A 22,326-nucleotide genomic window follows, 5' to 3' on the forward strand; every position below is an offset into this window, starting at 1 on the left:
GGCTCGCTCATTTTAAGAGGCTTAATTAGCAGATCACTTTGATCGCTAAACCGCCTTGTGAGGTCTCACGGTATTTCGCGTTCATGTCTTTACCGGTTTCCAACATAGTTTCGATAACCTTGTCCAGAGAAACACGGGGTGCAGATGAACGGCGCAAAGCCATGCGAGTCGAGTTGATCGATTTGACCGCAGCAATGCCGTTACGCTCGATACAAGGAACCTGGACTTGACCTGCGACTGGGTCACAGGTGAGGCCAAGGTTGTGCTCCATGGCAATTTCAGCGGCCATACAGACTTGCTCAGGGCTACCGCCCATCAGCTCAGCAAGGCCAGCTGCCGCCATCGAACAAGCGACGCCGACTTCACCCTGACAGCCAACTTCGGCACCAGAGATCGAAGCGTTACGCTTGTACAGACCGCCAATTGCGCCAGACGCAGCGAAGTAGCGAATATAATCCTTCTCCGTCACGGTTTGGATAAACTTGTCGTAGTAAGCCAAAACCGCCGGGATGATACCGCACGCGCCGTTGGTTGGCGCGGTGACGACACGGCCACCCGCCGCATTCTCTTCGTTCACGGCAAAGGCGTACATGTTGACCCAGTCAACCACCGCCATTGGATCGTTGGAGGTTTTTTCAGAGGTCAGCAGTTGTTGACGCAGCGCCGCCGCACGGCGTGGCACGCGCAGTGGTCCAGGCAAAATGCCTTCGGTATTCATGCCGCGCTCCATACACTCGCGCATCGTGCGCCAGATGTTGGCGAAGTAGGTGCGTGTCTTTTCATCAGAGTGAAGGGCGTGTTCGTTTTTCATCACCAGAGCGCTAATCGACAGGCCGCTCTCTTTACACTGATTGACCAACTCTTCTGCGCTGGTAAACGGGTAAGGGACTTTGATCGAGCTTTGGCTGTCTTTACCAAAGTTCTCCTCGTCAACGATGAAACCACCACCGATCGAGTAGTAGGTTTTCGAGTAGACTTTTTCATCGTCAATCCAAGCGTGGATCTGCATGCCATTTTCATGCAGCGCGAGGTTAGTGCGATGGAAGTTCATGCCGCCTTCACGAGGGAAGGAGACGGTATGACAGTGCATACCAACAGGCAGGCGTTCAGTTTCTTCTACACGAGCGATAAAGCCCGCAATGGCGTCGATATCCACTTTCTCAGGGGTATTGCCAGCAAGCCCCATGATAATAGCGATGTCGGTGTGGTGACCTTTCCCTGTCAGTGATAATGATCCATAGACGTCAACGGTGATTTTAGTGATGTCGCGCAATTTTCCCATTGAGCGTAGGTCATCAATAAACTCTTTACCCGCCTTCATTGGTCCAACTGTGTGTGAGCTGGATGGACCAACGCCGATCTTGTAGATATCAAATACACTAATCATTTTGATTACCTCAAAAGTAAGCCTCCCGAGGGAGTGGGAGGCTTGGTCTTATGGTTATTTTTGTCTCTTTATTCTCATCGTAATTCTGATCGTAGTAACGTGAGATTAAAGCGCGCCGTAGATTACAGAAGTAATAGACGCAAGACCACAGATAACTGTAAAAATCTGTACAGGCGCTGAAGTTTTGAACTTCGCCATTGCAGGCACCTTCTGCATTGCAAACACTGGCATCAAGAACAGGATAGCGGCAATCATTGGCGCGCCCATAGTTTCAATCATACCAAGGATGCTTGGGTTAACCATCGCGACAATCCAAGTGGTGATCACGATGAACACAAGAGAAGCTTTTTCAATCTTGCTGATTGATGCGTTTGAACGAGATTTGAACAGACCAACCAAACCTTCATGCGCACCGAGGAAGTGGCCGAAGTAGCTAGAGGTGATCGCTGCAAACGCCACTAGTGGACCCAAGTAAGAGATCAGCGGAGACTCGTGCACGTTTGCTAGGTAAGAAAGCACCGAAATGTTTTGCTCTTTCGCTGACGCCAGTTGCTCAGGAGACATAGAAAGTACCACTGAGAAAACGAAGAACATCACAAAGCCCATCAGCATCATCGCCGCGCCGCCAGTGATAGAGTCGGTTTTCTTCACCGCTTCGTCACCAAACTGTTTGCGCTGCTCTTTAGAAAATTGAGAAATGATCGGGCTGTGGTTGAACGAGAACACGATGATTGGAATCGCTAGCCAAACCACGGTCGGCATCGCTGACCAATCCGGTGCCACTTCCACCATGGAGGTGTTCCACTCTGGGATCAGATAGAAAGAGAGTGCCAGCAGAACAAAAACCAGCGGATAAACCATCGCGGAAGTCGCTTTGAGCATCAGCTCTTTGCCAAATACCACGCCAGCGGTCATCGCTAGGATTAACGCACCAGATAGCAGTGGACGTGGAATAGAAGCCATGCCCATTTGGTTGACGAGGAAAGAATCCACTGTGTTAGTGATACCAACACCGTAAATTAGAACAATTGGGTAGATAGCGAAAAAGTAGGCAAAAGTAATAAGGTTTGCGCCAGTCTTACCGAAATGCTCTTCTACAGTGTCTGTAATGTCTGCTTCAGGGTTCTTAGAGGAAAGGACGAAACGCGCCAACGATTTGTGCGCGAACCAAGTCATTGGTGCGGCGATCAGCGCCAACATAACCAATGGCCAGAAGCCGCCTGCGCCTGCTTTAATTGGCAGGAACAGCACACCAGCGCCGACAGCGGTACCAAAAAGTGATAGGCACCAGGTGAAATCTTGGTAAGTAAACTTACTAGACGATTGTACGGCAGAAGCCGTATTAGAGGTTGTATTCATTTGTAATACTCATTTTTGGGAACAGGAAATAAGTCGGGTGCAATTTTGCAATTTTTTCTTGCAAGAAAAGTAGATCTAAATCATGTATTGGTTGGGCTTATTGAATGATATGTCAAAAACCGGTTTTTTATCACGAAAATGATGTGCTACACCTGATTATTGCTAATGCAATCGATTAGAAAAAGTTATTCGAAGGGCGGTTTGTATAAATTTTTCTCACGTTAAACGTTTGCTTTATTTTTTCATGAGATAAATTAAGGCAACAAGATTAGCTGAAGTAATTTCGGCTAGCTTAATTTCACCAGTTGCTGCTGCATGGCGTGAATGATTTGCGCCGTCATTCCCCAGATGAAATGATGCTGGTAGGGAATGGCGAACACGCGATGATGCGACTGATTGACTCGAAATTTGGCGCTTCTCAACTGCTGGCGATCAAGAAGATGGCGCACAGGCACTTCAAACACCTCCTCGACCTCGTTTCTGTCGATGCGCGTTTGGTAATCAGCGGCGACAAAAGCCAAGATTGGGGTCACTTTATAGCGGCTAACCGTTACCAGTTCGGGCATCTGGCCGAATACGGAGATCTGTGATGGTGTAATGCCCACCTCTTCAAATGTCTCTCTGAGCGCGGTTGCCACTAACGACGAATCGTCGGGTTCAAATTTCCCGCCGGGAAAGCTGATTTGCCCTGGGTGATGTTTGAGGTGCGAAGCGCGTTTAGTGAGGATCACATTCAGCCCATGGCTACGCTCGACAAAACCGACCAATACCGCGGCTTTTCTCAGCTGAGTGGGATTGAGATGGGCCATGCGGCCCAAGCTTTCGGCATGGTAACCAACCGGAAGGTGCAACTGAAACTTTTGCAGTAGTGTGTCTCTATTTAGCTCAAGCAAAGTCGCACCTCGTGGCAATCGTTCGATGAAAAGTTGGCGGAAGTTACTCTAATATTGGCAGTATTTTTCCAAGTTTGTCGAGTGTCTCCTGATATTCCGCCTCACATTGGCTGTCTGCCACCACGCCGCCGCCCGCCCATGCGTACAATTTGCCTTGCTCGGCCACTAAAGTGCGAATGGTGATGCTGGTATCCATGTGCCCATGACGGCTGAGATAGCCAATGCTGCCGCAATAGGCACTGCGACGATGCGGCTCCAGTTCCTCGATGATCTCCATAGCACGAATTTTGGGCGCGCCAGTGATGGAACCGCCGGGGAAACAGGCACGCAGTAAATCGGCGGCCGTGTAGGGCGAATTGAGCTTGGCGCGGATCGTGCTCACTAAATGATGCACCGCAGGAAAGCTCTCAATGTCAAAGAGCTTAGGCACATGCACGCTGCCAGGTTGCGCCACTCGGCCGATGTCGTTGCGCAGAAGATCGACAATCATCAGGTTCTCTGCCTGATCTTTTTCTGCGCTGGCGAGCTCCTGTGCGGCTAGTTTATCTTGCGTTGCATCGAGGCTGCGCGGACGAGTACCTTTGATCGGTTTGGTCTCAATCACATTCTCTTTTAGCTGCAAAAAGCGCTCAGGAGAGACACTTAGGATTGCGGCATGCTGCAAACGAATAAACGCAGAAAAGGGCGCCTGGTTGCTCTTTTCCAGTTTTTGATAAGCCTGCCACTCACTGCCTTGATACTCGGCGCAAAAACGTTGTGCGAGATTGATCTGGTAGCAATCGCCACTGAGCAAGTACTGTTGTACTTGCTCAAACTTGGAGCGGTACTGCTCACGGCTCATATTGGAGAGCCATGCAGAGCGCAAGGCAAACGGCGTTTGCTTTGCTGCGCTTTGTTCATTGAGCCATTGCCAAGCGGCCTGCGGATTGACACCAACCAGTTGAGCCGTTTGAGTTTGATGATCCACCACCAGCGCCCAAGAGTAGAGACCAACCGCCATGTCGGGGGCGGTGATATCTTGGCTGGCCAGTGTCGGCATCTGCTCAATGCGCCGACCAAGATCATAGCTAAAATAGCCAAGCGCTCCGCCGACAAACGGCAAGTCTGCGTCAAAGCTCAGCGCAGGTAATAACTTATTTTGGTAGCGGTCCAGCAGTGCAAAGGGATCGTCTTCATAGTAGCGAGTTTCGCCACCAATGCGGACGACGGTTTGTGGCCCTTCGGTCTGCAACGTGGCCAGCGGATTGGCGACCAAAATATCAAAGCGGCTATCCATGTGCGTCTTGGACGCAGAACGCAATAGCATCGCCCAAGGGAGATGTTGAATCGGCGAAAATAATGACTGAGCTAGATCGGATTGATAGCTTAATGCTTTGACCGCAATGGTATTGATATCGCTGTTGTTCATTTGTTTAATTTGTGACAAAGAGTTTGATTGCTGCATAGCGTGTGATGGAAAGCAAGGGTATCATAAAACGAAATAATTTCGCTTACTTAGTTCGCTCAGCATGAAACACTAAGTCGGATTGATTTTGTTCGATTTTCCGCTCAACTTGTGCTGAACACTAAATAAGTTATACGGAAGCATAACTATAACGAGGCATGCAATGACAGTAATTCGCACGCAGGACGTGATCAGCAGTGTCGCTGACGCACTCCAATACATCTCTTACTACCACCCTCTCGATTTCGTTCAAGCCCTTGAAAAAGCCTATCACCGTGAACAAAGCCAAGCCGCGAAAGACGCGATTGCGCAAATTCTGATCAACTCACGTATGTCGGCGGAAGGCAAGCGTCCTATCTGTCAGGACACGGGTATCGTGACCTGTTTTGTTAACATTGGCATGGGTGTGCAGTGGGATTCCACTGAAATGACGGTACAGCAGATGGTCGATGAAGGCGTGCGTCAAGCCTACACCAACCCAGACAACCCATTGCGTGCGTCGGTGCTGATGGATCCAGCAGGAAAGCGTATCAACACCAAAGATAACACTCCAGCGGTCGTGCATATCAATATGGTTCCGGGTGATAAAGTCGAGATTCAAATCGCGGCCAAAGGCGGTGGCTCTGAGAACAAAACCAAGATGGTGATGCTCAACCCATCTGATGATATTGCGGAGTGGGTGGAGAAAACCTTGCCGCTGATGGGCGCGGGTTGGTGCCCACCGGGCATGCTGGGTATTGGTATTGGCGGTACGGCTGAGAAAGCGGCGGTACTGGCAAAAGAATCCTTAATGGAGCACATCGACATTCAAGAACTGATTGAGCGTGGCCCACAAAATGCCGAAGAAGATCTGCGTTTGGATATTTTCAACCGTGTGAACCGCTTGGGTATTGGCGCGCAAGGTCTTGGCGGTTTGACCACGGTCGTGGACGTAAAAATCAAAACCGCGCCAACACACGCTGCGTCTAAGCCTGTGTGCATGATCCCGAACTGCGCCGCTACGCGTCACGTGCATTTCACCCTTGATGGCAGTGGCCCCGCAGAGCTTACCCCGCCGAAATTGGAAGAGTGGCCAGACATCACTTGGGATGCGGGCGCAAGTGCGCGTCGTGTCAATCTCGATACCGTAACTAAAGAAGAGGTTCAGCAGTGGAAAACAGGGGAAACCTTGCTGTTGTCAGGCAAGATCCTCACTGGCCGCGATGCTGCGCACAAACGCATTCAAACCATGCTGCAAAACGGCGAAGGTTTACCTGAAGGGGTTGATCTCAAAGGTAAGTTTATCTACTACGTTGGCCCGGTGGATGCGGTGGGTGATGAAGTGGTTGGCCCAGCAGGCCCGACAACGTCAACACGTATGGATAAGTTCACCGACATGATGCTCGATGAAACGGGCATTATGGGCATGATTGGTAAAGCGGAACGCGGCCCTGCAACCGTTGAATCAATCAAAAACCACAAAGCGGTATACTTGATGGCTGTGGGCGGTGCCGCTTATTTGGTGGCGAAAGCAATCAAGAAAGCGCGTGTGGTTGCGTTTGAAGATCTTGGCATGGAAGCGATTTACGAGTTTGACGTACAAGACATGCCTGTCACCGTGGCGGTTGATTCAAGTGGTGCCAATGCGCACCAAATCGGTCCAGATACTTGGAAAGTGAAAATTCAGGAAATGGATTTGCACCAGTAAGAATGTGACAAAGGACTGATTTCACTGGGTCCTATTTGACACAAGTGCAGCGCAAGCTGCACTTTGTCTTACTAGCAAACGGGTTCCATATGGCTTGGATATCCGCACAATCTGATCAGGAGAGCTCAATGCCTCGTTTTATTCAAATTCTACAAATCATTTTGGCTGTCGTTGTCGGTGGTTTGATCGGTTACGATCTGATTCTTAATGGCATCAGCATCTTTAACGACAAATACGTTACCGTCACTTGCGTACTGTGGCTGATCTTAGAAATTGCTCTGTTTGTTATCTACAAACTGATCGAAGACGACTAAATCTTCGTGATTGTCCCTGTAAGCCTCTGATTTTTATCAGAGGCTTTTTTGTTCATTTGCGATTAATATTGATAACGTTATGGTGCGCAATCAGATTTTAATCGGCGTAAAGCCACGGCTAATCGCGAGGAGCTAAAGAAAAAATGAAGAACATTACCCGCGAAGTGAATGACCTCATCCATCGCAGCTTGGATTCACATTTGCGCGTCGCCGTGACAGGCTTGTCGCGTGCTGGCAAAACGGCGTTTATCACGTCCTTAGTCAATCAACTGCTGCACACCTCGACTCACGACAATTTACCTTTGCTGAGTTGCGCTCAAGACAAACGCCTGATTGGCGCAAGGCGCGAGCCACAAAGTAACATGATGGTGCCCAGATTCGCCTATGACGAAGCGATGGAGCACATTTGTCAAGCGACGCCGCAGTGGCCGCAGCCTACGCGGGATGTGAGCGAAATTCGCTTAGCGATCAAATATCGCCCACAAAAACGCAGCCGGAAATTACTCGGTAAAACCTCGGTCTTACATCTCGACATTATCGATTACCCCGGTGAATGGTTGTTGGACTTGCCTCTGCTTGAGCTGGACTTTAACGCTTGGTCAAACAGTCAATTTGCCGCTTTAAAAGGGCAACGTGCTAAACTGGCGCAAGATTGGCTAAATAAGTTGGCGGAGCTCGATCTTGAGGGCGACGTCAATGAGAAACAGTTGCAGCAACTCTCCGAAAGCTACACCGATTATTTGCACCGTTGCAAAGAGGCTGGGTTACATTGGGTGCAACCGGGACGCTTTGTTTTACCGGGTGAACTGGCTGGCGCACCTGTGCTGCAGTTTTTCCCTTGCCGTTTCGACGCAGCAGCCGAGGTGAAGAAAAATAGCAACATAGATATGTTGAAAAAGCGCTACCAAGAGTATCAGCAGAAAGTCGTCAAAGGCTTTTACAAGCACTATTTTGCCACCTTTGATCGCCAAATTGTGCTGGTGGATTGCCTGCAGCCGCTCAACGCGGGGAGTGAGTCGTTTTATGACATGCGCGAGGCACTTGAGCAGATCATGAAGAGTTTCCGCTATGGTAGAAGTGGGCTGCTCAAACGTCTTTTTGCCCCCAAAATCGACAAAGTGCTGTTTGCCGCCACCAAAACAGACCACATAACGCCGGATCAACATGCAAATTTAGTCTCTTTGCTGCAACAGATGGTGCATCCAGCTTGGCAAACCGCCGCTTATGAAAACATCGAGATCAGCTGTATTTCCATGGCGTCGGTGCGTGCCACGCAGGCGGGTTTCATCGCCAATGGCAGTGAAAGTGTGCCCGCCATTCAAGGTCACACTCTGGATGGACGTTCGCTGACGCTGTTTCCGGGTGAAGTGCCAAAGAAGATCCCTGATGGCGATTTTTGGCAGCGCAGTGGCTTTGATTTCACCGCTTTTCGTCCTCTGTCTGCCGATTGGCAAGAGCCGCTACCACATATTCGCCTCGACAAAGCGTTAGAGTTTTTGCTGGGAGATAAACTGCAATGAGTGATTTCAAACCCAAACACGTTTTTGAGCAAACCCGCTTTTCTGCTGATCCTCAGCAGCCCGAGCTAACTGCGCAGCAACAGTTTACCGCGGCAGAAACATTTGTTCCTGCCGCCAATGAAACGGCGCAAGAAGAGCAATCGGCTGAATTGCAATTGGCCGAGGTTATCCGTCCGTCATCGTCGCGTCGCTGGTGGTTTGGCGGGCTATTTAGTGCCTTCGCTGGCTTGGTGGGCTGGCAGGCGGTGGATACGCTGCTGACGGCACTGCAAGCGGGGGATTGGCTTACCTTAGGCTGGTCAGCATTTCTCTCCTTACTGGCCGGGCTTGGGTTGTCTGCGATAGCGAAAGAGCTATGGAAGCTGCGCAAATTGCGCCACCTTTTTAGTTCGCAACAGCAAGCCGAGCAACTGCTCTCCAGTGACGGTGTGGGCAAGGGTAAAGCGTTTTGTCAGGATATGGCACGGCAAAGTGGTATCCCCGCTGAAAACCCTGCATACGATCGTTGGCGCAACAGCGTTAACCCCACTCACAGTGATGCCGAAGTGGTGCAGATGTACGATGCGATGGTCGTTACCCAGCAAGACAAGTTGGCAATGCAGCTGGTCTCGCGTCACGCCACCGAATCGGCGGCGTTGGTGGCGATTAGCCCTTTGGCTTTAGCTGACATGCTGCTGGTGGCTTGGCGCAATTTCAAGATGATTGATAACTTGTCGCAAGTGTATGGTGTGGAGTTGGGCTACGCCTCTCGCATCCAGCTTCTGCGTCTCGTGCTGGCAAACATGGCTTTAGCTGGGGCAAGCGAGTTGGCGATTGATGCAGGCGTCGATCTGATGTCGATGGATCTTGCGGGTAAGCTATCTGCGCGTGCTGGGCAAGGCGTCGGTGTGGGCATTTTGACCGCAAGGCTTGGCTTAAAAGCGATGGCGCTGCTGCGGCCCATTCCGTGGCAGCCGCAGACGCAAGTGAAACTCTCGGCGATTCGCAAGGAAATCATCACTAAAGTCGCTTCTCTCGCTCTCAAACCTTAAGCTTTCTTTATGGTTAGCTTGACGGTAGACCAAGCTTGGTAGAAACTACTGTCAACTTTTCGTGACAGTATGAATTAGGATAATCTGTGCGTCTTGAAGTCTTTTGCGAAGACAGACTCGGCCTAACCCGAGAGCTGCTTGATATTCTGGTATCAAAAAACATCGACCTGCGGGGGATCGAAATTGATATCAGCGGCATCATCTACCTCAATTGTCCCGACATCGATTTTGATACTTTCAGCTTGCTTATGGCCGAGATTCGTCGCATTTCTGGTGTGAAAGACGTGCGGAAGATCCAGTTTATGCCGATGGAACGGCACAACACGGAACTGATCTCACTGGTCAACAATCTGCCCGATCCTGTGCTGGCGATGGATGTCAAAGGTGCGGTCGATATGGCCAACCGAGCGGCTCTGGCGCTGATTGGCAAAAGCGAAAAAGAGGTGATCGGTGCCCCCATCAGCACTTTGCTGCCCAATCTCAAATTCAGTCGTTGGTCGGAAGGCAACCGACAGCGGGAAAACATGGTGATTGATGGCTTGGATTACATGCTGGAATTTATGCCAGTGTATATTCAAGATGAAGCCAAAGAGTCTACCTTCGCCAGTACGGTCGTGATGATCCGTAGTGTCAAAGCGAACAACGTCGTCGGTGATACGCTACCGCTGCATAATGAGCTTGGATTTGAACATTTTGTCGGTGTGTCCAATCGTCATAAAGCGCTCATCAGCCAAGCGAAAAAGTTAGCCATGCTCGATCAGCCACTGCTGATTGAAGGCGAAACAGGCACGGGCAAAGAGATGCTGGCGAAAGCGTGCCACAACCGTTCCAATCGCGCAGGCAAGCCATTTCTCGTGCTCAGTTGCGCTTCGATGCCCGATGATGTCGCAGAAACCGAACTCTTCGGTCACGCTCCGGGCTCGTTTAACCACCAACAAGGGCACAAAGGCATTTTCGAGCAAGCCAACGGTGGTACGGTCTTTTTAGATGAAATTGGTGAGATGAGCCCTCACTTGCAAATCAAGCTGCTGCGCTTTTTGCAAGATGGCAACTTTCGCCGCGTTGGCGCCGAAGATGAAATGCATGTGGATGTACGCATCATCGCCTCAACCAAGCATCAATTATCAGCGTTAGCCGAAGCAGGTTCGTTTCGTGAAGATCTCTTCTATCGGCTGAATGTCCTCACCTTGACCATTCCGCCTTTGCGTAGCCGTTCGAATGACATTGCTGCTCTGCTGGATCTGTTTGTCGCCAAACATGCGCAGAAGCTGGCCATTCGCAAGCCGAGCTATGAAGAGGGGCTATTGGATGAGCTGATGGCTTATCAGTGGCCTGGCAATATGCGCCAATTGGATAACATGGTGCTGCGTGCGTTGACCGAAATGGAAGAGGAAGAGCTGAAAGCGGAATATTTCCACTTACCTCAGCCGCAAACGGTGGCAGGGACGGCGACACAACTGAACTTAGATGGCTCTCTTGATGACATTATGCGCGATTACGAAGCTCAGGTGCTTGAGCGTCTCTATCAATCATTCCCATCCAGTCGCAAACTGGCAAAACGGCTGAATGTGTCACACACCTCGATTGCCAACAAACTCAGGGATTACGGAATAAGAAAAAATTAACCATGATGGAAGAGAGTCAGTTAGGTTTAAATAAAACAGAACAAGAATTTACGTTACGCACGGCGACGATTGCGGACGCGCAGATGATTACCCACTATTTTCAGAATAACCGTGCATTTCTCAAACCGTGGGAGCCAGTGCGAGAAGAGGAGTTTTTCACCGTCGAAGGGTGGACAAAAAAGCTCATCAAACTGGAAGAACTGCATCGCATGAATTTGGGTTTTTACTGTTTGTTAATCGATGATGAAACGCAGCAAATGCTGGGCACCATCTCTTTTAGCAATGTCTCCCGTTTCCCTTTTCACGCCTGTTCGGTCGGCTATTCACTGGCCGAAAGTGCACAAGGGAAAGGCTACATGCGTCGAGGGCTCAAACTCGCTTGCGAGTACATGTTCAAAATACAGAATATGCATCGTATTCAAGCGGCTTACATGCCTCACAATCAGCGTAGTGAAGCGGTACTCAAAGCGCTGGGTTTTGTCAGAGAAGGGTACGCGCAAGACTACTTGTTGATTGATGGCGAATGGCGCGATCATGTCTTGATGTCGATGACCCACCAAGACTGGTCGCCACGGAGCTAAGCATGCAAAGAATGGAAAAACAGTTGGCGCTGCTGATGGAGTTAGACAAGCTCAAATCGGTTTTGCGCCGCACACGGGTGAAAAGCGCGGATACGCGGTTAGAAAACAGCGCCGAACACAGCTGGCATGTTGCTCTAATGGCATTGTTGTTTGCAGAACACGCTAATGAGCCAGTGGATATTAGTCGCGTGGTGAAAATGTTGCTGCTGCATGATGTGGTGGAGATTGATGCGGGCGACACCTTTGTTTATGATGCCGCAGCTTCAGAGCAGCAAGCAGAAAAAGAGTTGGCTGCGGCGCAGCGTCTGTTTGGAATGTTGCCTGACGATCAGCGCGATGAGCTCTCAGCGTTGTGGCATGAGTTTGAAGAGGCGCAAAGTGCAGAGGCCAAATTTGCTAAAGCGTTGGATAGGCTGATTCCCATGTTGCTCAATTTTCACAATCAAGGGCAGAGTTGGCGTGAACATGGCGTTACACGCGAGCAAGCTCTAACGATTAACCGAAAAATTGAGCTTGGTTCTCACGCTTTGTGGGAAAAAGCGCAAGAAATTATTGAACAAGCGACCCAAAATGGGTGGTTAAAAGCGTAAGGAAGATGAATGTCTTATTTAGCTTTGGATGAATACCAAAGGAAATGGATTTTTACTCACCAGTCGATGCCGGTGCCGCAAGACGAACTGATGCATATCCGACCAATGAGTCAGGCAAGAGCGGCGCAATTTTGGAAAGAGAATATCAGCCCGCAAAGCCCGGACGCTGAGCGTCTTAGTAGCCAAGATTGGCCAATGAAAGCTAGCAATTGGCTAGAGGAAATTGATTGGATGGCGGCTTGGGAAGCCGATGATCCCCAGTTACCCGATGCCATTTTGCAGCATATCGATTGGCAAGATGACGTTACTGTCTATTTTTGCTACGAGAAGTACAACATCATCGAGACTAAGTGGAGTACTTTCCGTAAACATTGGAAGAATTTTCTTTTTTACGACGATGGCCCAATTTTGCTCGGGCGACGCCGAAACCAAGCGCTGTGGTTTTCGACCAATGGAACGGTCAAACTGGGTGAGCGCAGATAAAAGCTTTAGGAGAAAGCAGTGTGAAAACGCTGCTTTTTTTATTCGGATAGTGAGCACTGACACATATGTAACAAGTTTTTCGCGAGGATTTGTTATTCATTGATCTAACCCCAAAAACCTTGAGTCAGAAAAAGGCGATAATTCAACTTCGGTCCTGATAGAGTTTAAACTCTAGCGGTGGTTGTCGAATCTCAGGAAGAGAAGTTGTTTATGCGTCAATACCTTAAGTACATTATCCCTATCCTCATTCCAGCGATTGTTTTGCTCTTACCACTCTCGTCTTTCCCCTTTGAAGGCATGACGTTGGTGCAGCAACGCGTTATTGCTATCTTCCTGTTAGCCGCTCTATGCTGGGTATTTGAGCCGATCCCTATTTATGCCACCTCAGTTGTGATCATCGTGTTAGAACTGTTGTTGGTCTCGAACAAAGGCTTGTATCTGTTTCGCGTTGGAGAAGGGAGCGCACAGTTTGGCAAGCTACTCTCCTACAACGAAATCATGGCGACCTTTGCCAGCCCGATCATCATGCTGTTTTTAGGCGGTTTCTTCCTAGCGATGGCGGCAACTAAGTATCGTTTGGATGTCAACCTAGCAAGGGTACTGCTCAAGCCTTTTGGTCAAGATCCTAAGTTTGTGATGCTAGGGCTCATGTTGATCCCCGCCATTTTCTCAATGTTTATGTCAAACACCGCCACAACGGCCATGATGCTCTCCATCTTAACGCCGGTCATCGCCGTGTTTGGGCCGAAAGATCCTGGTCGGGTTGCGTTTGCGCTGTGCATTCCGGTCGCCGCCAACATCGGTGGTATTGGCACCCCGATTGGCACTCCGCCTAATGCTATTGCTCTGAAATATCTGGTCGGTGACAACCTCATTACCTTTGGGGAGTGGATGATGTTTGGCGTCCCATTTGTGGTGATTATGATGGCGTTAGCTTGGCTGTTGATCAGCAAACTCTTCCCGGCAGAAACGCCAAAAATCGAGTTATCGATCAAAGGTAAGTTTCTGAAAACGCCGAAAGCAATCGTGGTTTACGTGACCTTTGGCCTCACCATTTTGCTCTGGCTGATGGGCTCTGCGCATGGGATGAACTCATACACAGTCGCGCTTATCCCGGTCGCTATTTTCTCTATCACTGGCATTATCAATAAAGAAGATCTGAAAAAGATCTCTTGGGATGTGCTCTGGCTGGTTTCGGGCGGTATCGCCCTTGGCCTTGCATTGGACAAAACTGGCCTTGCTGCGCTGGTGGTGCAGAGCATTCCGTTTGACCTGTTCTCACCTCTGGTGGTGTTGTTTGGCGCGGCGTTTCTTTGTCTTGCAATGGCGAACTTTATGTCGCATACCGCCACGGCTAACTTACTGATGCCGATTATGGCTGCGCTTGGCACGTCAATGGCGTCACTCAATGAACTCGGCGGCGAAGTGACCTTAATTCTGGTGGTCACGTTCGCGGCATCACTGGGGATGTCTTTGCCAATCAGTACACCACCAAACGCGTTGGCACATGCGACAGGCAATGTGCAGAGTAGTCAAATGGCCAAAGTGGGCGTGGTACTCGGAGTGGTCGGGGTATTGCTCAGCTTTGTCATGGTTTGGGTACTCCACGCAGTAGGACACATTGGTTAAGCGATGTACATGACAAAGCTTGAAGCCTTAGTTGAACGCTATTTCACCGACCCGCTACGTCAGGTAACTGCGGGCGCAGGGTCGGTGATCATTATGCAAAATGGCCATAATGACCGCCTCTATCTGGTTAAGTCAGGTGAACTGGAAGGGTTTTACACTGAGCTAGGTGAAAATAAGCAGACGCGGATATTCTCTGCCTCTCCCGGTGCGTTTATTGGCGTGCACAGTTTTTTCTCAGGGACGTGGACGGCTTCTTCAACGGTGGTTGCAAAGACAGATTCTACCTTGGCATGGATTGACCGGCGCACAACGGCCATCGACAGCGAGCAGCATGGCCCGTTAACCAGCCAATTTATGCCTGTGATTGTCAATGAGTTGTCACGCAGGCAAAGACGATTGACACAAGAAGCCGTGGCTAAAGAGAAAGCCTTGCAGCGGCTGCATATGGCAGAGCAAATGACCACCTTAGGCCAGTTGGCGGCAGGTCTTGCTCATGAGCTAAACAACGCGATTGGCGTAGTTAGCAGTAAGTCGCAGCGCCTTGAAAGTATCATCATGCAATTGCTGCAAGAGCAGCATCCCGAGGCGAGTCAATTTTTTGATTTCGGCTTATTGCAGGGACAAAGTGTCCCGACCAGTGAGGCGAGAAACTGCGCCAAGCTGCTAGAGCAAACATACTCGATTGAGCGCAATCAGGCGAAGGCGCTCGCCAAAGCGCTGCCGTATGGCATGCTGAACGCCCATTGGTTAAACAACCCCGATGAGGCCATCCGTTACTGGAGCATTGGCTGCGATTTGCATGATCTGCGTTTGGCTTCGCGTCATGCGGTGGCGATTGTTAAATCGGTGAAACAGCTTGGCCGTACCGATGCCGATCGCATCACCAAAGTGAATGTGAATGATACAGTTAACCAGGCATTGGCGCTGTTGCAAAGTGATTTACGTCGAGTAGACGTTCGTCTGCGCCCATCTAATGTCGACACTATTTGGGCCTCCGATACAGAATTGGTGCAAGTGTGGGTCAACATCATCAAAAATGCCTGTGACGCTATGTCGATGACGCCAGAGCCTGCGCTTGACATCCGTGTGCGCCAGGATGGCAATAAGATTTTGGTGACGATTGCAAACAACGGCCCTGAGTTGGATGAAGCGACTCGACGCAAAATTTTTCAGCCGAATTTCACCACGAAGAAAGGTGGGCTGTCGTTTGGTTTGGGCCTAGGGCTGGCCATTGTGCGGCGAATTGTGACTGGGTTAGGTGGGTCGATTGCGGTGAAAAGCAACCAAGAAGCGACCATTTTCAGAGTGAAACTGCCAGTGGAGGGAAATCATGGAGAAACTGAATCTCATTTGCGTGGATGATCAGCGTGAGGTATTAAATGCCGTCTCGCAAGATCTAGAAACGTTATCGTCTTGGCTGAATATTGAAGAGTGTGAATCGGGAAATGAAGCGTTGGATCTGATTGACGAGTTGGATGCCGATGGCGAGTTTGTTGCCGTGGTGATTTCCGATCATGTGATGCCCGGCATGACAGGCGTAGAACTGCTACGGGAAATGCACAGTGATGCGCGTTTTCGGCAGACAAAAAAAATATTGCTCACCGGGCAAGCAACTCACAGCGACACCATTGCTGCAATCAATTCCGCCGGGATTGTGCGCTACTTTGAAAAACCGTGGCAAAAAGCGGATTTGGTCAACTGTGTGCGCACGTTAGTCACGGAGTTTATTTTTGATCAGGGTTTGGATTACAGCGCTTGGCAGGAAGAGCTCGATCAGGCGGTGGTGTTGCAGCGCTTACACCAATGAATTAGGTCGCTGGTTGAATATTATTGCGCCCGATGTGTTTGGCCTCATAAAGCTTACTGTCTGCCACGCGCAATGATTCTTCCAGTGAGCCGTTTAGCAAGCAGAAGCCACCGGAAATGGTGACATTTGGTGCTTGGTTGGCTTGCTCAATATCGGTGCGAATACGTTCCAAGACAATCCGCGCATCTTCCGCTGTGGTGGTCTGAATCAGCAGGAGAAACTCCTCTCCGCCGATGCGAAATGCATAGTCGCTTACTCGGATGCGGCTTTTGATCACGTTGGCTACGCGACGTATCACCTGATCGCCGATGTCATGCCCGTAGCGATCATTAATCAACTTAAAGTGGTCAATATCCAACATGCCAACAAAGTAGCGGCTGCTTGGCGTGATTTTCTTTTCTACTTCCAGCAGATAGTGACGATTGTGCAGCCCTGACAGAGCGTCTAAATAGGTGATCTTTCTCAGTTCTGATTTGTCTTTGCGTAGCCGATACAAGTAGTAAGACACGCCAAGTGTTAAGGTGATGAGCAGCAAAAACAGATAGAAATATTTGGGGAGCAGATCCTCATTACGAACGACTTTCAACAGCAAGTTTTCCTTGCCATTTAACACACCGATATTTTGGTAGACCACCGTAAAGTCGTCATACTCCACCGCACCAGAATGTTTGCGAGTGCGATTGAGCTCTTGCAGCAAAATTGGGTGGGTATCTTCCAAATAGCTGTAGGTCGGGATGCCCAAATAGGAGCTGGAATAGACAAAGCCATCCAAACCAAGCAATAGCATGTCTTTTTGATCGACACTGGTCAGTAGATTGAGATTGACGGTCAGAACGAGATAGCCCTGCAAAATACCCTCAGCGTAGATAGGGGCAAATTCGAGAAAATGGCCTTTCTCTGGTTCAAGCAAGGTCTGCACCTGTGACTGATTGAGGCTACTGGTGTAGAACCGATTGTAGGCAAGAATACGATCGTAATAGCGATAGTTTGGTTCTGGGAGTTTGCTAACCACTTGCATAGCAACCACCAGATCTTGCTCGCTGAGTAGGTGCTGAGCCAAGTCATCAAACAGATGGGGATAGGTTGCATATTGCTTTACCACTTCGCTATAGCGAAGCGAAAGGTAACTGGATACCAACTGCTTACGTAAGATTAATGTTTCAGCGGTTTCACCAAGCTGGCTCGACAGGCTCTGCAACTTTTCTTGTTTGATGTAGTTCATTGGCGTGTTAAAGAGAAAAATCACCGCCACCATGAGTAGCAGGCTTCTGAATTCAACCGTCGCTTTAGAAGGGGAGACCCCTGAATAATAGAGAACCATAATGCCCGTGCACCAACCACAACGCATGCATAGTATCTGCCGAAAAAAACGCCATCCAGACACTTTGAATTAAGTTTTTATGACAGGAAGGAAAAATGAGATTGAGTTCACTTGCTGGTTATTAGTGACGGAACTCGTGCGCAGCGGCGAGTAAGTTCAGGCATAAAGCCTTAGTTATCAGACATCGGGGCGAGCGTGTAGCGGCTGGCAGAGGCAATCGATAGGGGTTTCGAGAACCAATATCCTTGCAGATAGGTTGCGCCCATTTTACGAAATACTTTATACATTTCGGGGGTTTCGATCCCTTCAATCACCACATCGATTTTGTTTTTCTGGCACAGTTTTATTAAAAAGGCCAAGTACTGTTTTGAATCACTGTTAGTGACCGTTCGCCATGCCATTGACTTGTCGATTTTGATTTGGCTCATTGGCAAGTCAAAGAAGGTGTTAAGCGAGCTGTACCCTGAACCAAAATCGTCGAGCGAGAGATTAAACCCCAATTCTGCCAACTGTTTTAACTGTTCAATCGCCAAGAGATTGTTATCGAGGATCAGTGTTTCAGTCAGTTCGATGACTAGGGTTTTAGGGGCGAGTTGATATTCGCTGACAATCTCGCTTACTCGGCTGGGAAAGCTGCTGTTGAGCAGTTGCAGCACGGAAACGTTAACGTTAACCCGAGTATTACGCTGATGGCGCTGGTTGTAATCGCGAATGAACTCACACGCTTTACGCAAGACAAAATAGCCAAGGTCGACAATGAGCCCCTTGTTTTCCGCGACCGGAATAAATTCGTCTGGGTATATTTCGCCAAACTCTGCGCTGCGCCAGCGAACCAAACTTTCAAAGCTGGCGACTTCTAAACTGTTGGCGCAGACAATCGGCTGGAACTTTACCGTTAAGGATTGCGACTCAATCGCCTCTTTAAGACCTTGCTCAATATAGAAAAAGCGATCCACCACTTGCTGGGTGGTTGCGCTGTAGACCGCGATGCGATTGGCCTTTTTCTTGCTGGCAAACTGGCTGGTTCGGGTTGCTTTGCGCAAGATCTCTTCGGCGCTGAAAATGGCGTTTAATTTGGGGTAAATTCCCATACTAATGCCACAGCCAAGCAATTGCCCTTGTTCCATCACCGCATCGTGATAACGCGCTTTGATCTTCTCGCAGATGTTGGTGAGTTGGCGATCGGTAAAATTGCCTTCAATCATGATGGCAAAGTCGTCATCGCTGACCCGATAAAGCTTGCTGACTTGCCCTGGAAGATGGCTCACCGCTGTCAGCATACTGTGCACCACGTGATTGAGGATTTCGGCTCCGTAGTGACTTAAGTATGATTTGATCTCTTCTATCTGTATATAAATCAGGGAATAGGGCAAAGTCGTCGAGCGAGAGAACTCTTCAACGTCTAGTAGTAATCGGCTGCGATTGGCCATGCCAGAAGCATTATCGTGAAAGGCGACTTGATGGATGTAACTTTCCATCAACTTGCGTTCTGATATGTCTTTATGGCTACCAACCATGAAACTGCCATGTTTGGAGTGACGGGTCACTGCTGTGCCTTCAATCCAAACGTATTGGCCATTGGGTTTACGCACGCGATATTCCGTCGTCACGCGTGAATCGACCGATCCAAGATGCTCATCCACTTTGGATGAGAGACGTACTCTGTCTAAGGGGTGGACGATCTCGAGCCAAGCGTCGAGTTCAATCACGCCAGTAGTGATACCGAATTGCTCGTAAAATTGGTGATTGTAAAACACCATTATGCCTTGTTCGTCCATATGGAACAGACCTTCACTAAATACATCAAAAATATGCATAAAGCGTCGTTCAAGAATGTGATCAAAATCGTCGCTGATTTTGTCTGGGTTCGGTGTTATATCCATAATTTGAGTACTGCTCAATCTGATCTCTCTTTAGGACAGAAAAAGGCATTCAATCTCGTTTCGTCTTGATTTAATTACACTAAACCCGCGCTGACTACTAGTGAATTTTTTATAAATTGTGTCAATGTGCACGAGGTGATGAAAGAGTCATCAAGGGCGCGATTATAATTAGAGTATTTAACCTATTCAATTGGTGTTACCGAATAATAACGAATGCACTCTAATTTAAATCGGCGGCAGGTTTTCTCTGATTTTATTGTCAATATAATTGAAAAGTACTCACTAAATTTTAAATTGTCAGTGCAAACCACAACAGTGCAGGCAAAGTGAACAGACTGAAAAAGTTGCCAAACAATACAATCGAAGCCACTTTTTCGGGCTCAATATGAAACCGTTCTGCGAATAAGTAGTTCATCACTGCTGCAGGCAGCATAGTAAAAAGGACCATCATCTGCATCTGTAGCGGTGGCAACGGTACAAAGTAATAGATAAGCACGAAGGCGATTAGGCCCGTGAACAAAGACTGAAGTGTGGAGATCACGCCGACTTTGAGCCCGTCCAGCTTAAGATTCACCATCTGTGCACCGAGTGACAGCAGCATCACTGGTACGGCCGCTTGCCCGAGTAAGGAGGAAGCTTCTAACAATGGTTGCCAGACGAATATGCCGCTCAGGTTACAAGTGACCGCAGCAAAAGCGGCGATAAATACCGGCATTCGGAAAATGTGCAGCAGTGAATTGCCTTTACTCAAGAGTGCCAATCCAAGGCTAATATGGATGCACGCAGACATCACAAACAGCAACACGGCACTGGATTGAGCTGCTGCACCAAAAGTGTAGCTAAACAGTGGAATGGCCAGATTGCCGCTATTGCGAAACATATGCGGTGGCGCCCAAGTTTTAAAGGATAAGTGGTAAAAGCGGCACACGGGTACCATCACTAACCCTGGAACCAAGACGGCGATGACGGACGCATAAATCAGTGGTAGTTGATTTGCATCCAGCGGCATGGTAGCCAATGACGAGAACACCAAAGCGGGCAGGAAAACATCCATATTAATGCGGTTGATCGGCTTAAAATCGGGTTTTAGAAAGCGACCAACGGCAAACCCTACGCCTGCTAAGGAAAACACGGGGAAGAGGATGCTAAAAACTTTGACAAGCATTAAAGGTTCTCGAATCGATATTTTTTCCAAGCTAACAGTACGAATACGATTCGTCATGCGAAAAAGTAAAAAAACATGATGTAAAACCACGATAAATTGCACTATTTATTTGTGGTTATTGGCTTTTTCTCAAATTGAGCTTGTCACTATTTACCCTTTTCAATTAGTTGATTATCTCCACTTCAAAATCTCTTCTCACTGAGGTTGCAAAACTCGTGTTTATTTGTAAGCTCAAAATAAACAACGCAGATCCGGCAAAGACTATTCTATTTTTCCTCCTTAACTTTCGCTTGATTTTGGCTGCGCAAGTGGGAGTTAGACAGTAGCGAGAATCGCCTCAACTATGCAGTACAATCCTGAAAATTCAGTCAAAATCGATATCGCCAATTTGAGCATTGGGATGTTTGTTACCGCGCTTCAAAACAGTGAAAAAGTGAATCTAGCGCATCCTGGTCGGGTGCAGTCTCAAACGGCGATTACCCGCTTGTTTGAAAGTGGTGTTAAGTTTGTCTGGGTCGATAAAAGTTTATCAGCGCGTAATTGTGTCATCACGCCGTCAGTTGAAAGCCGCGAAGTGCTGCCCAAAGAAGAGCCAGTTACGCCAATTCCAGCCCGAACTCGCCATGGGCGAGATGCAAGACAGAAAAAAGCCAAAAAGCTCATCGCAGAGGCAAAAAGCCTAGCGCAAAAACTGTTGAATCAAACTTTCGAAGGCAAAGTGATTCTGGTCGATGAGATTGACGATTGGGCAGAGGAGATGATCGAATCGGCTTTGGTCGACTCCGACGCGCTGCACTGTGTTTCGGCTCTACGGCAAAAAGACACCTATTTGCTTGAACACTCGGTCAATGTCGCTTGCCTTCTGGTTACCTTTGGTAAGCATTTAGGTCTTGACCGCGACACCCTCAAACAGATGGCGATTGGTGGCATTATTCATGATATCGGCAAGATTAAAGTGGATGATGCCATTTTGCACAAGCCTGGAAAATTGACGCCAGAAGAGTTTGAGCATATGAAATTACATCAGGTGTTCGCTAAAGAGATCATCGTGCACGTTGAGGGGCTGAGCGATATCAGCCGAGATGTCTGTTTAATGCACCATGAGAAGCTCGACGGTAAAGGCTATCCGCAAGGGTTAAAAGGCGATGACATTCCGCTGCATGGCCGAATGAGTTGCATAGTCGATATCTATGATGCACTCACAGCGGATCGCTGCTACAAGCAAGGCATGAGCTCGGCAGAAGCGTTCAAGATTATTCTCAGTTTGACGCCATTTCATCTCGATCCTGATCTTGTGTATAAATTCATCAACTGTATCGGCATCTATCCGGTGGGATCGATCGTAGAACTGAGTGATGGACGTGTTGGCATCGTTTGGGGCTCTAATGCTACTCATCCGCTTAAACCCGAAGTGAAATGCTTCTATTCACGGAAATACAAACGTTTTGTCGATGTGGCGATGGTGGATCTCAAAAACAGTACGCTCAAGATTGAAAGGGCAGTCGCTCCCTCTTCGTTGGAAGTGGATGCAAAGCCCTTCTATGACTGATTTTTGATACCGGTAACAAAACTTAAGTGGGATCAATTAATTAAATAGTTGAATATGG

At 48.8% G+C, this 22,326-nt stretch carries 19 protein-coding genes; 12 read left to right on the forward strand and 7 right to left on the reverse strand.

The features are described 5' to 3' along the window. Positions 1 to 25: 25 nt before the first annotated feature. From UF06_RS16855 to pabB, 4 genes are all read right to left on the reverse strand, one after another. Positions 26 to 1,387: an L-serine ammonia-lyase gene (locus tag UF06_RS16855; RefSeq protein WP_045571468.1), complete on the reverse strand. Its 1,362-nt coding sequence runs from the start codon at positions 1,385 to 1,387 to the stop codon at positions 26 to 28. 105 nt (positions 1,388 to 1,492) lie between these two features. Beyond that, positions 1,493 to 2,746 carry an aromatic amino acid transport family protein gene (locus UF06_RS16860; protein WP_045571469.1) on the reverse strand — a complete coding sequence of 418 codons (1,254 nt, stop codon included), beginning with the start codon at positions 2,744 to 2,746 and terminating at the stop codon, positions 1,493 to 1,495. 287 nt (positions 2,747 to 3,033) lie between these two features. After that, a complete protein-coding gene (locus UF06_RS16865) occupies positions 3,034 to 3,639 on the reverse strand; it encodes a CoA pyrophosphatase (RefSeq protein WP_082069747.1) in 606 nt (201 codons plus the stop codon). A 43-nt stretch (positions 3,640 to 3,682) separates the two neighbouring features. Continuing rightward, positions 3,683 to 5,047 (reverse strand): aminodeoxychorismate synthase component 1, encoded by a 1,365-nt coding sequence (gene pabB, locus UF06_RS16870; protein WP_226972120.1) that lies wholly within the window; start codon positions 5,045 to 5,047, stop codon positions 3,683 to 3,685. A gap of 199 nt (positions 5,048 to 5,246) precedes the next feature. Between pabB and UF06_RS16875 the strand changes: the two genes are divergently transcribed. The 11 genes from UF06_RS16875 to UF06_RS16925 all read left to right on the forward strand — a co-directional run bounded on the left by UF06_RS16875 (position 5,247) and on the right by UF06_RS16925 (position 16,350). Then, on the forward strand, positions 5,247 to 6,770 hold the full coding sequence (locus tag UF06_RS16875) for a fumarate hydratase (protein ID WP_045571472.1): 1,524 nt from the start codon (positions 5,247 to 5,249) through the stop codon (positions 6,768 to 6,770). Between the two features lie 128 nt (positions 6,771 to 6,898). Continuing rightward, positions 6,899 to 7,084 carry a hypothetical protein gene (locus UF06_RS16880; protein WP_039425995.1) on the forward strand — a complete coding sequence of 62 codons (186 nt, stop codon included), beginning with the start codon at positions 6,899 to 6,901 and terminating at the stop codon, positions 7,082 to 7,084. A 143-nt stretch (positions 7,085 to 7,227) separates the two neighbouring features. Further along, positions 7,228 to 8,604 carry a YcjX family protein gene (locus tag UF06_RS16885; protein WP_045571473.1) on the forward strand — a complete coding sequence of 459 codons (1,377 nt, stop codon included), beginning with the start codon at positions 7,228 to 7,230 and terminating at the stop codon, positions 8,602 to 8,604. Next, a complete protein-coding gene (locus tag UF06_RS16890) occupies positions 8,601 to 9,635 on the forward strand; it encodes a TIGR01620 family protein (RefSeq protein WP_045571474.1) in 1,035 nt (344 codons plus the stop codon). Before UF06_RS16885 ends, UF06_RS16890 begins: the two co-directional genes overlap by 4 nt. Positions 9,636 to 9,721: 86 nt before the next feature. Further along, the gene (gene tyrR / locus UF06_RS16895; protein ID WP_045571475.1) at positions 9,722 to 11,260 is read left to right on the forward strand and encodes a transcriptional regulator TyrR; all 1,539 of its coding nucleotides are present in this window, start codon (positions 9,722 to 9,724) and stop codon (positions 11,258 to 11,260) included. 5 nt (positions 11,261 to 11,265) lie between these two features. Then, a complete protein-coding gene (gene rimJ / locus UF06_RS16900) occupies positions 11,266 to 11,841 on the forward strand; it encodes a ribosomal protein S5-alanine N-acetyltransferase (RefSeq protein ID WP_045571611.1) in 576 nt (191 codons plus the stop codon). A 2-nt stretch (positions 11,842 to 11,843) separates the two neighbouring features. After that, positions 11,844 to 12,431, forward strand: a complete 588-nt coding sequence (locus tag UF06_RS16905; RefSeq protein WP_045571476.1) for an HD domain-containing protein — start codon at positions 11,844 to 11,846, stop codon at positions 12,429 to 12,431. Between the two features lie 9 nt (positions 12,432 to 12,440). Continuing rightward, on the forward strand, positions 12,441 to 12,914 hold the full coding sequence (locus UF06_RS16910) for a DUF2947 domain-containing protein (protein ID WP_045571477.1): 474 nt from the start codon (positions 12,441 to 12,443) through the stop codon (positions 12,912 to 12,914). A 210-nt stretch (positions 12,915 to 13,124) separates the two neighbouring features. Further along, entirely contained in the window at positions 13,125 to 14,543 is a 1,419-nt protein-coding gene (locus tag UF06_RS16915; RefSeq protein ID WP_045571478.1) for an SLC13 family permease, read from the forward strand. A 3-nt stretch (positions 14,544 to 14,546) separates the two neighbouring features. Further along, positions 14,547 to 15,905, forward strand: coding sequence for an ATP-binding protein (locus UF06_RS16920; RefSeq protein WP_045571479.1), 1,359 nt, complete (start codon positions 14,547 to 14,549; stop codon positions 15,903 to 15,905). Next, positions 15,874 to 16,350, forward strand: coding sequence for a response regulator (locus UF06_RS16925; RefSeq protein ID WP_045571480.1), 477 nt, complete (start codon positions 15,874 to 15,876; stop codon positions 16,348 to 16,350). The genes UF06_RS16920 and UF06_RS16925 overlap by 32 nt, the downstream gene beginning before the upstream one ends. A gap of 1 nt (position 16,351) precedes the next feature. Here UF06_RS16925 and UF06_RS16930 read toward each other — a convergent pair whose 3' ends face one another. The 3 genes from UF06_RS16930 to UF06_RS16940 all read right to left on the reverse strand — a co-directional run bounded on the left by UF06_RS16930 (position 16,352) and on the right by UF06_RS16940 (position 20,719). Next, on the reverse strand, positions 16,352 to 17,671 hold the full coding sequence (locus UF06_RS16930) for a GGDEF domain-containing protein (RefSeq protein WP_045571612.1): 1,320 nt from the start codon (positions 17,669 to 17,671) through the stop codon (positions 16,352 to 16,354). 170 nt (positions 17,672 to 17,841) lie between these two features. Beyond that, positions 17,842 to 19,554: an EAL domain-containing protein gene (locus tag UF06_RS16935; RefSeq protein WP_045571481.1), complete on the reverse strand. Its 1,713-nt coding sequence runs from the start codon at positions 19,552 to 19,554 to the stop codon at positions 17,842 to 17,844. A 289-nt stretch (positions 19,555 to 19,843) separates the two neighbouring features. Then, positions 19,844 to 20,719, reverse strand: coding sequence for an AEC family transporter (locus tag UF06_RS16940; RefSeq protein ID WP_045571482.1), 876 nt, complete (start codon positions 20,717 to 20,719; stop codon positions 19,844 to 19,846). Between the two features lie 343 nt (positions 20,720 to 21,062). Here UF06_RS16940 and UF06_RS16945 point away from each other — a divergent pair, with 343 nt between their 5' ends. Beyond that, the gene (locus UF06_RS16945) at positions 21,063 to 22,268 is read left to right on the forward strand and encodes an HD-GYP domain-containing protein (protein WP_045571483.1); all 1,206 of its coding nucleotides are present in this window, start codon (positions 21,063 to 21,065) and stop codon (positions 22,266 to 22,268) included. Positions 22,269 to 22,326 lie beyond the last annotated feature (58 nt).

The organism is Vibrio sp. S234-5, assembly GCF_000960595.1.
Lineage (GTDB): Bacteria > Pseudomonadota > Gammaproteobacteria > Enterobacterales > Vibrionaceae > Vibrio.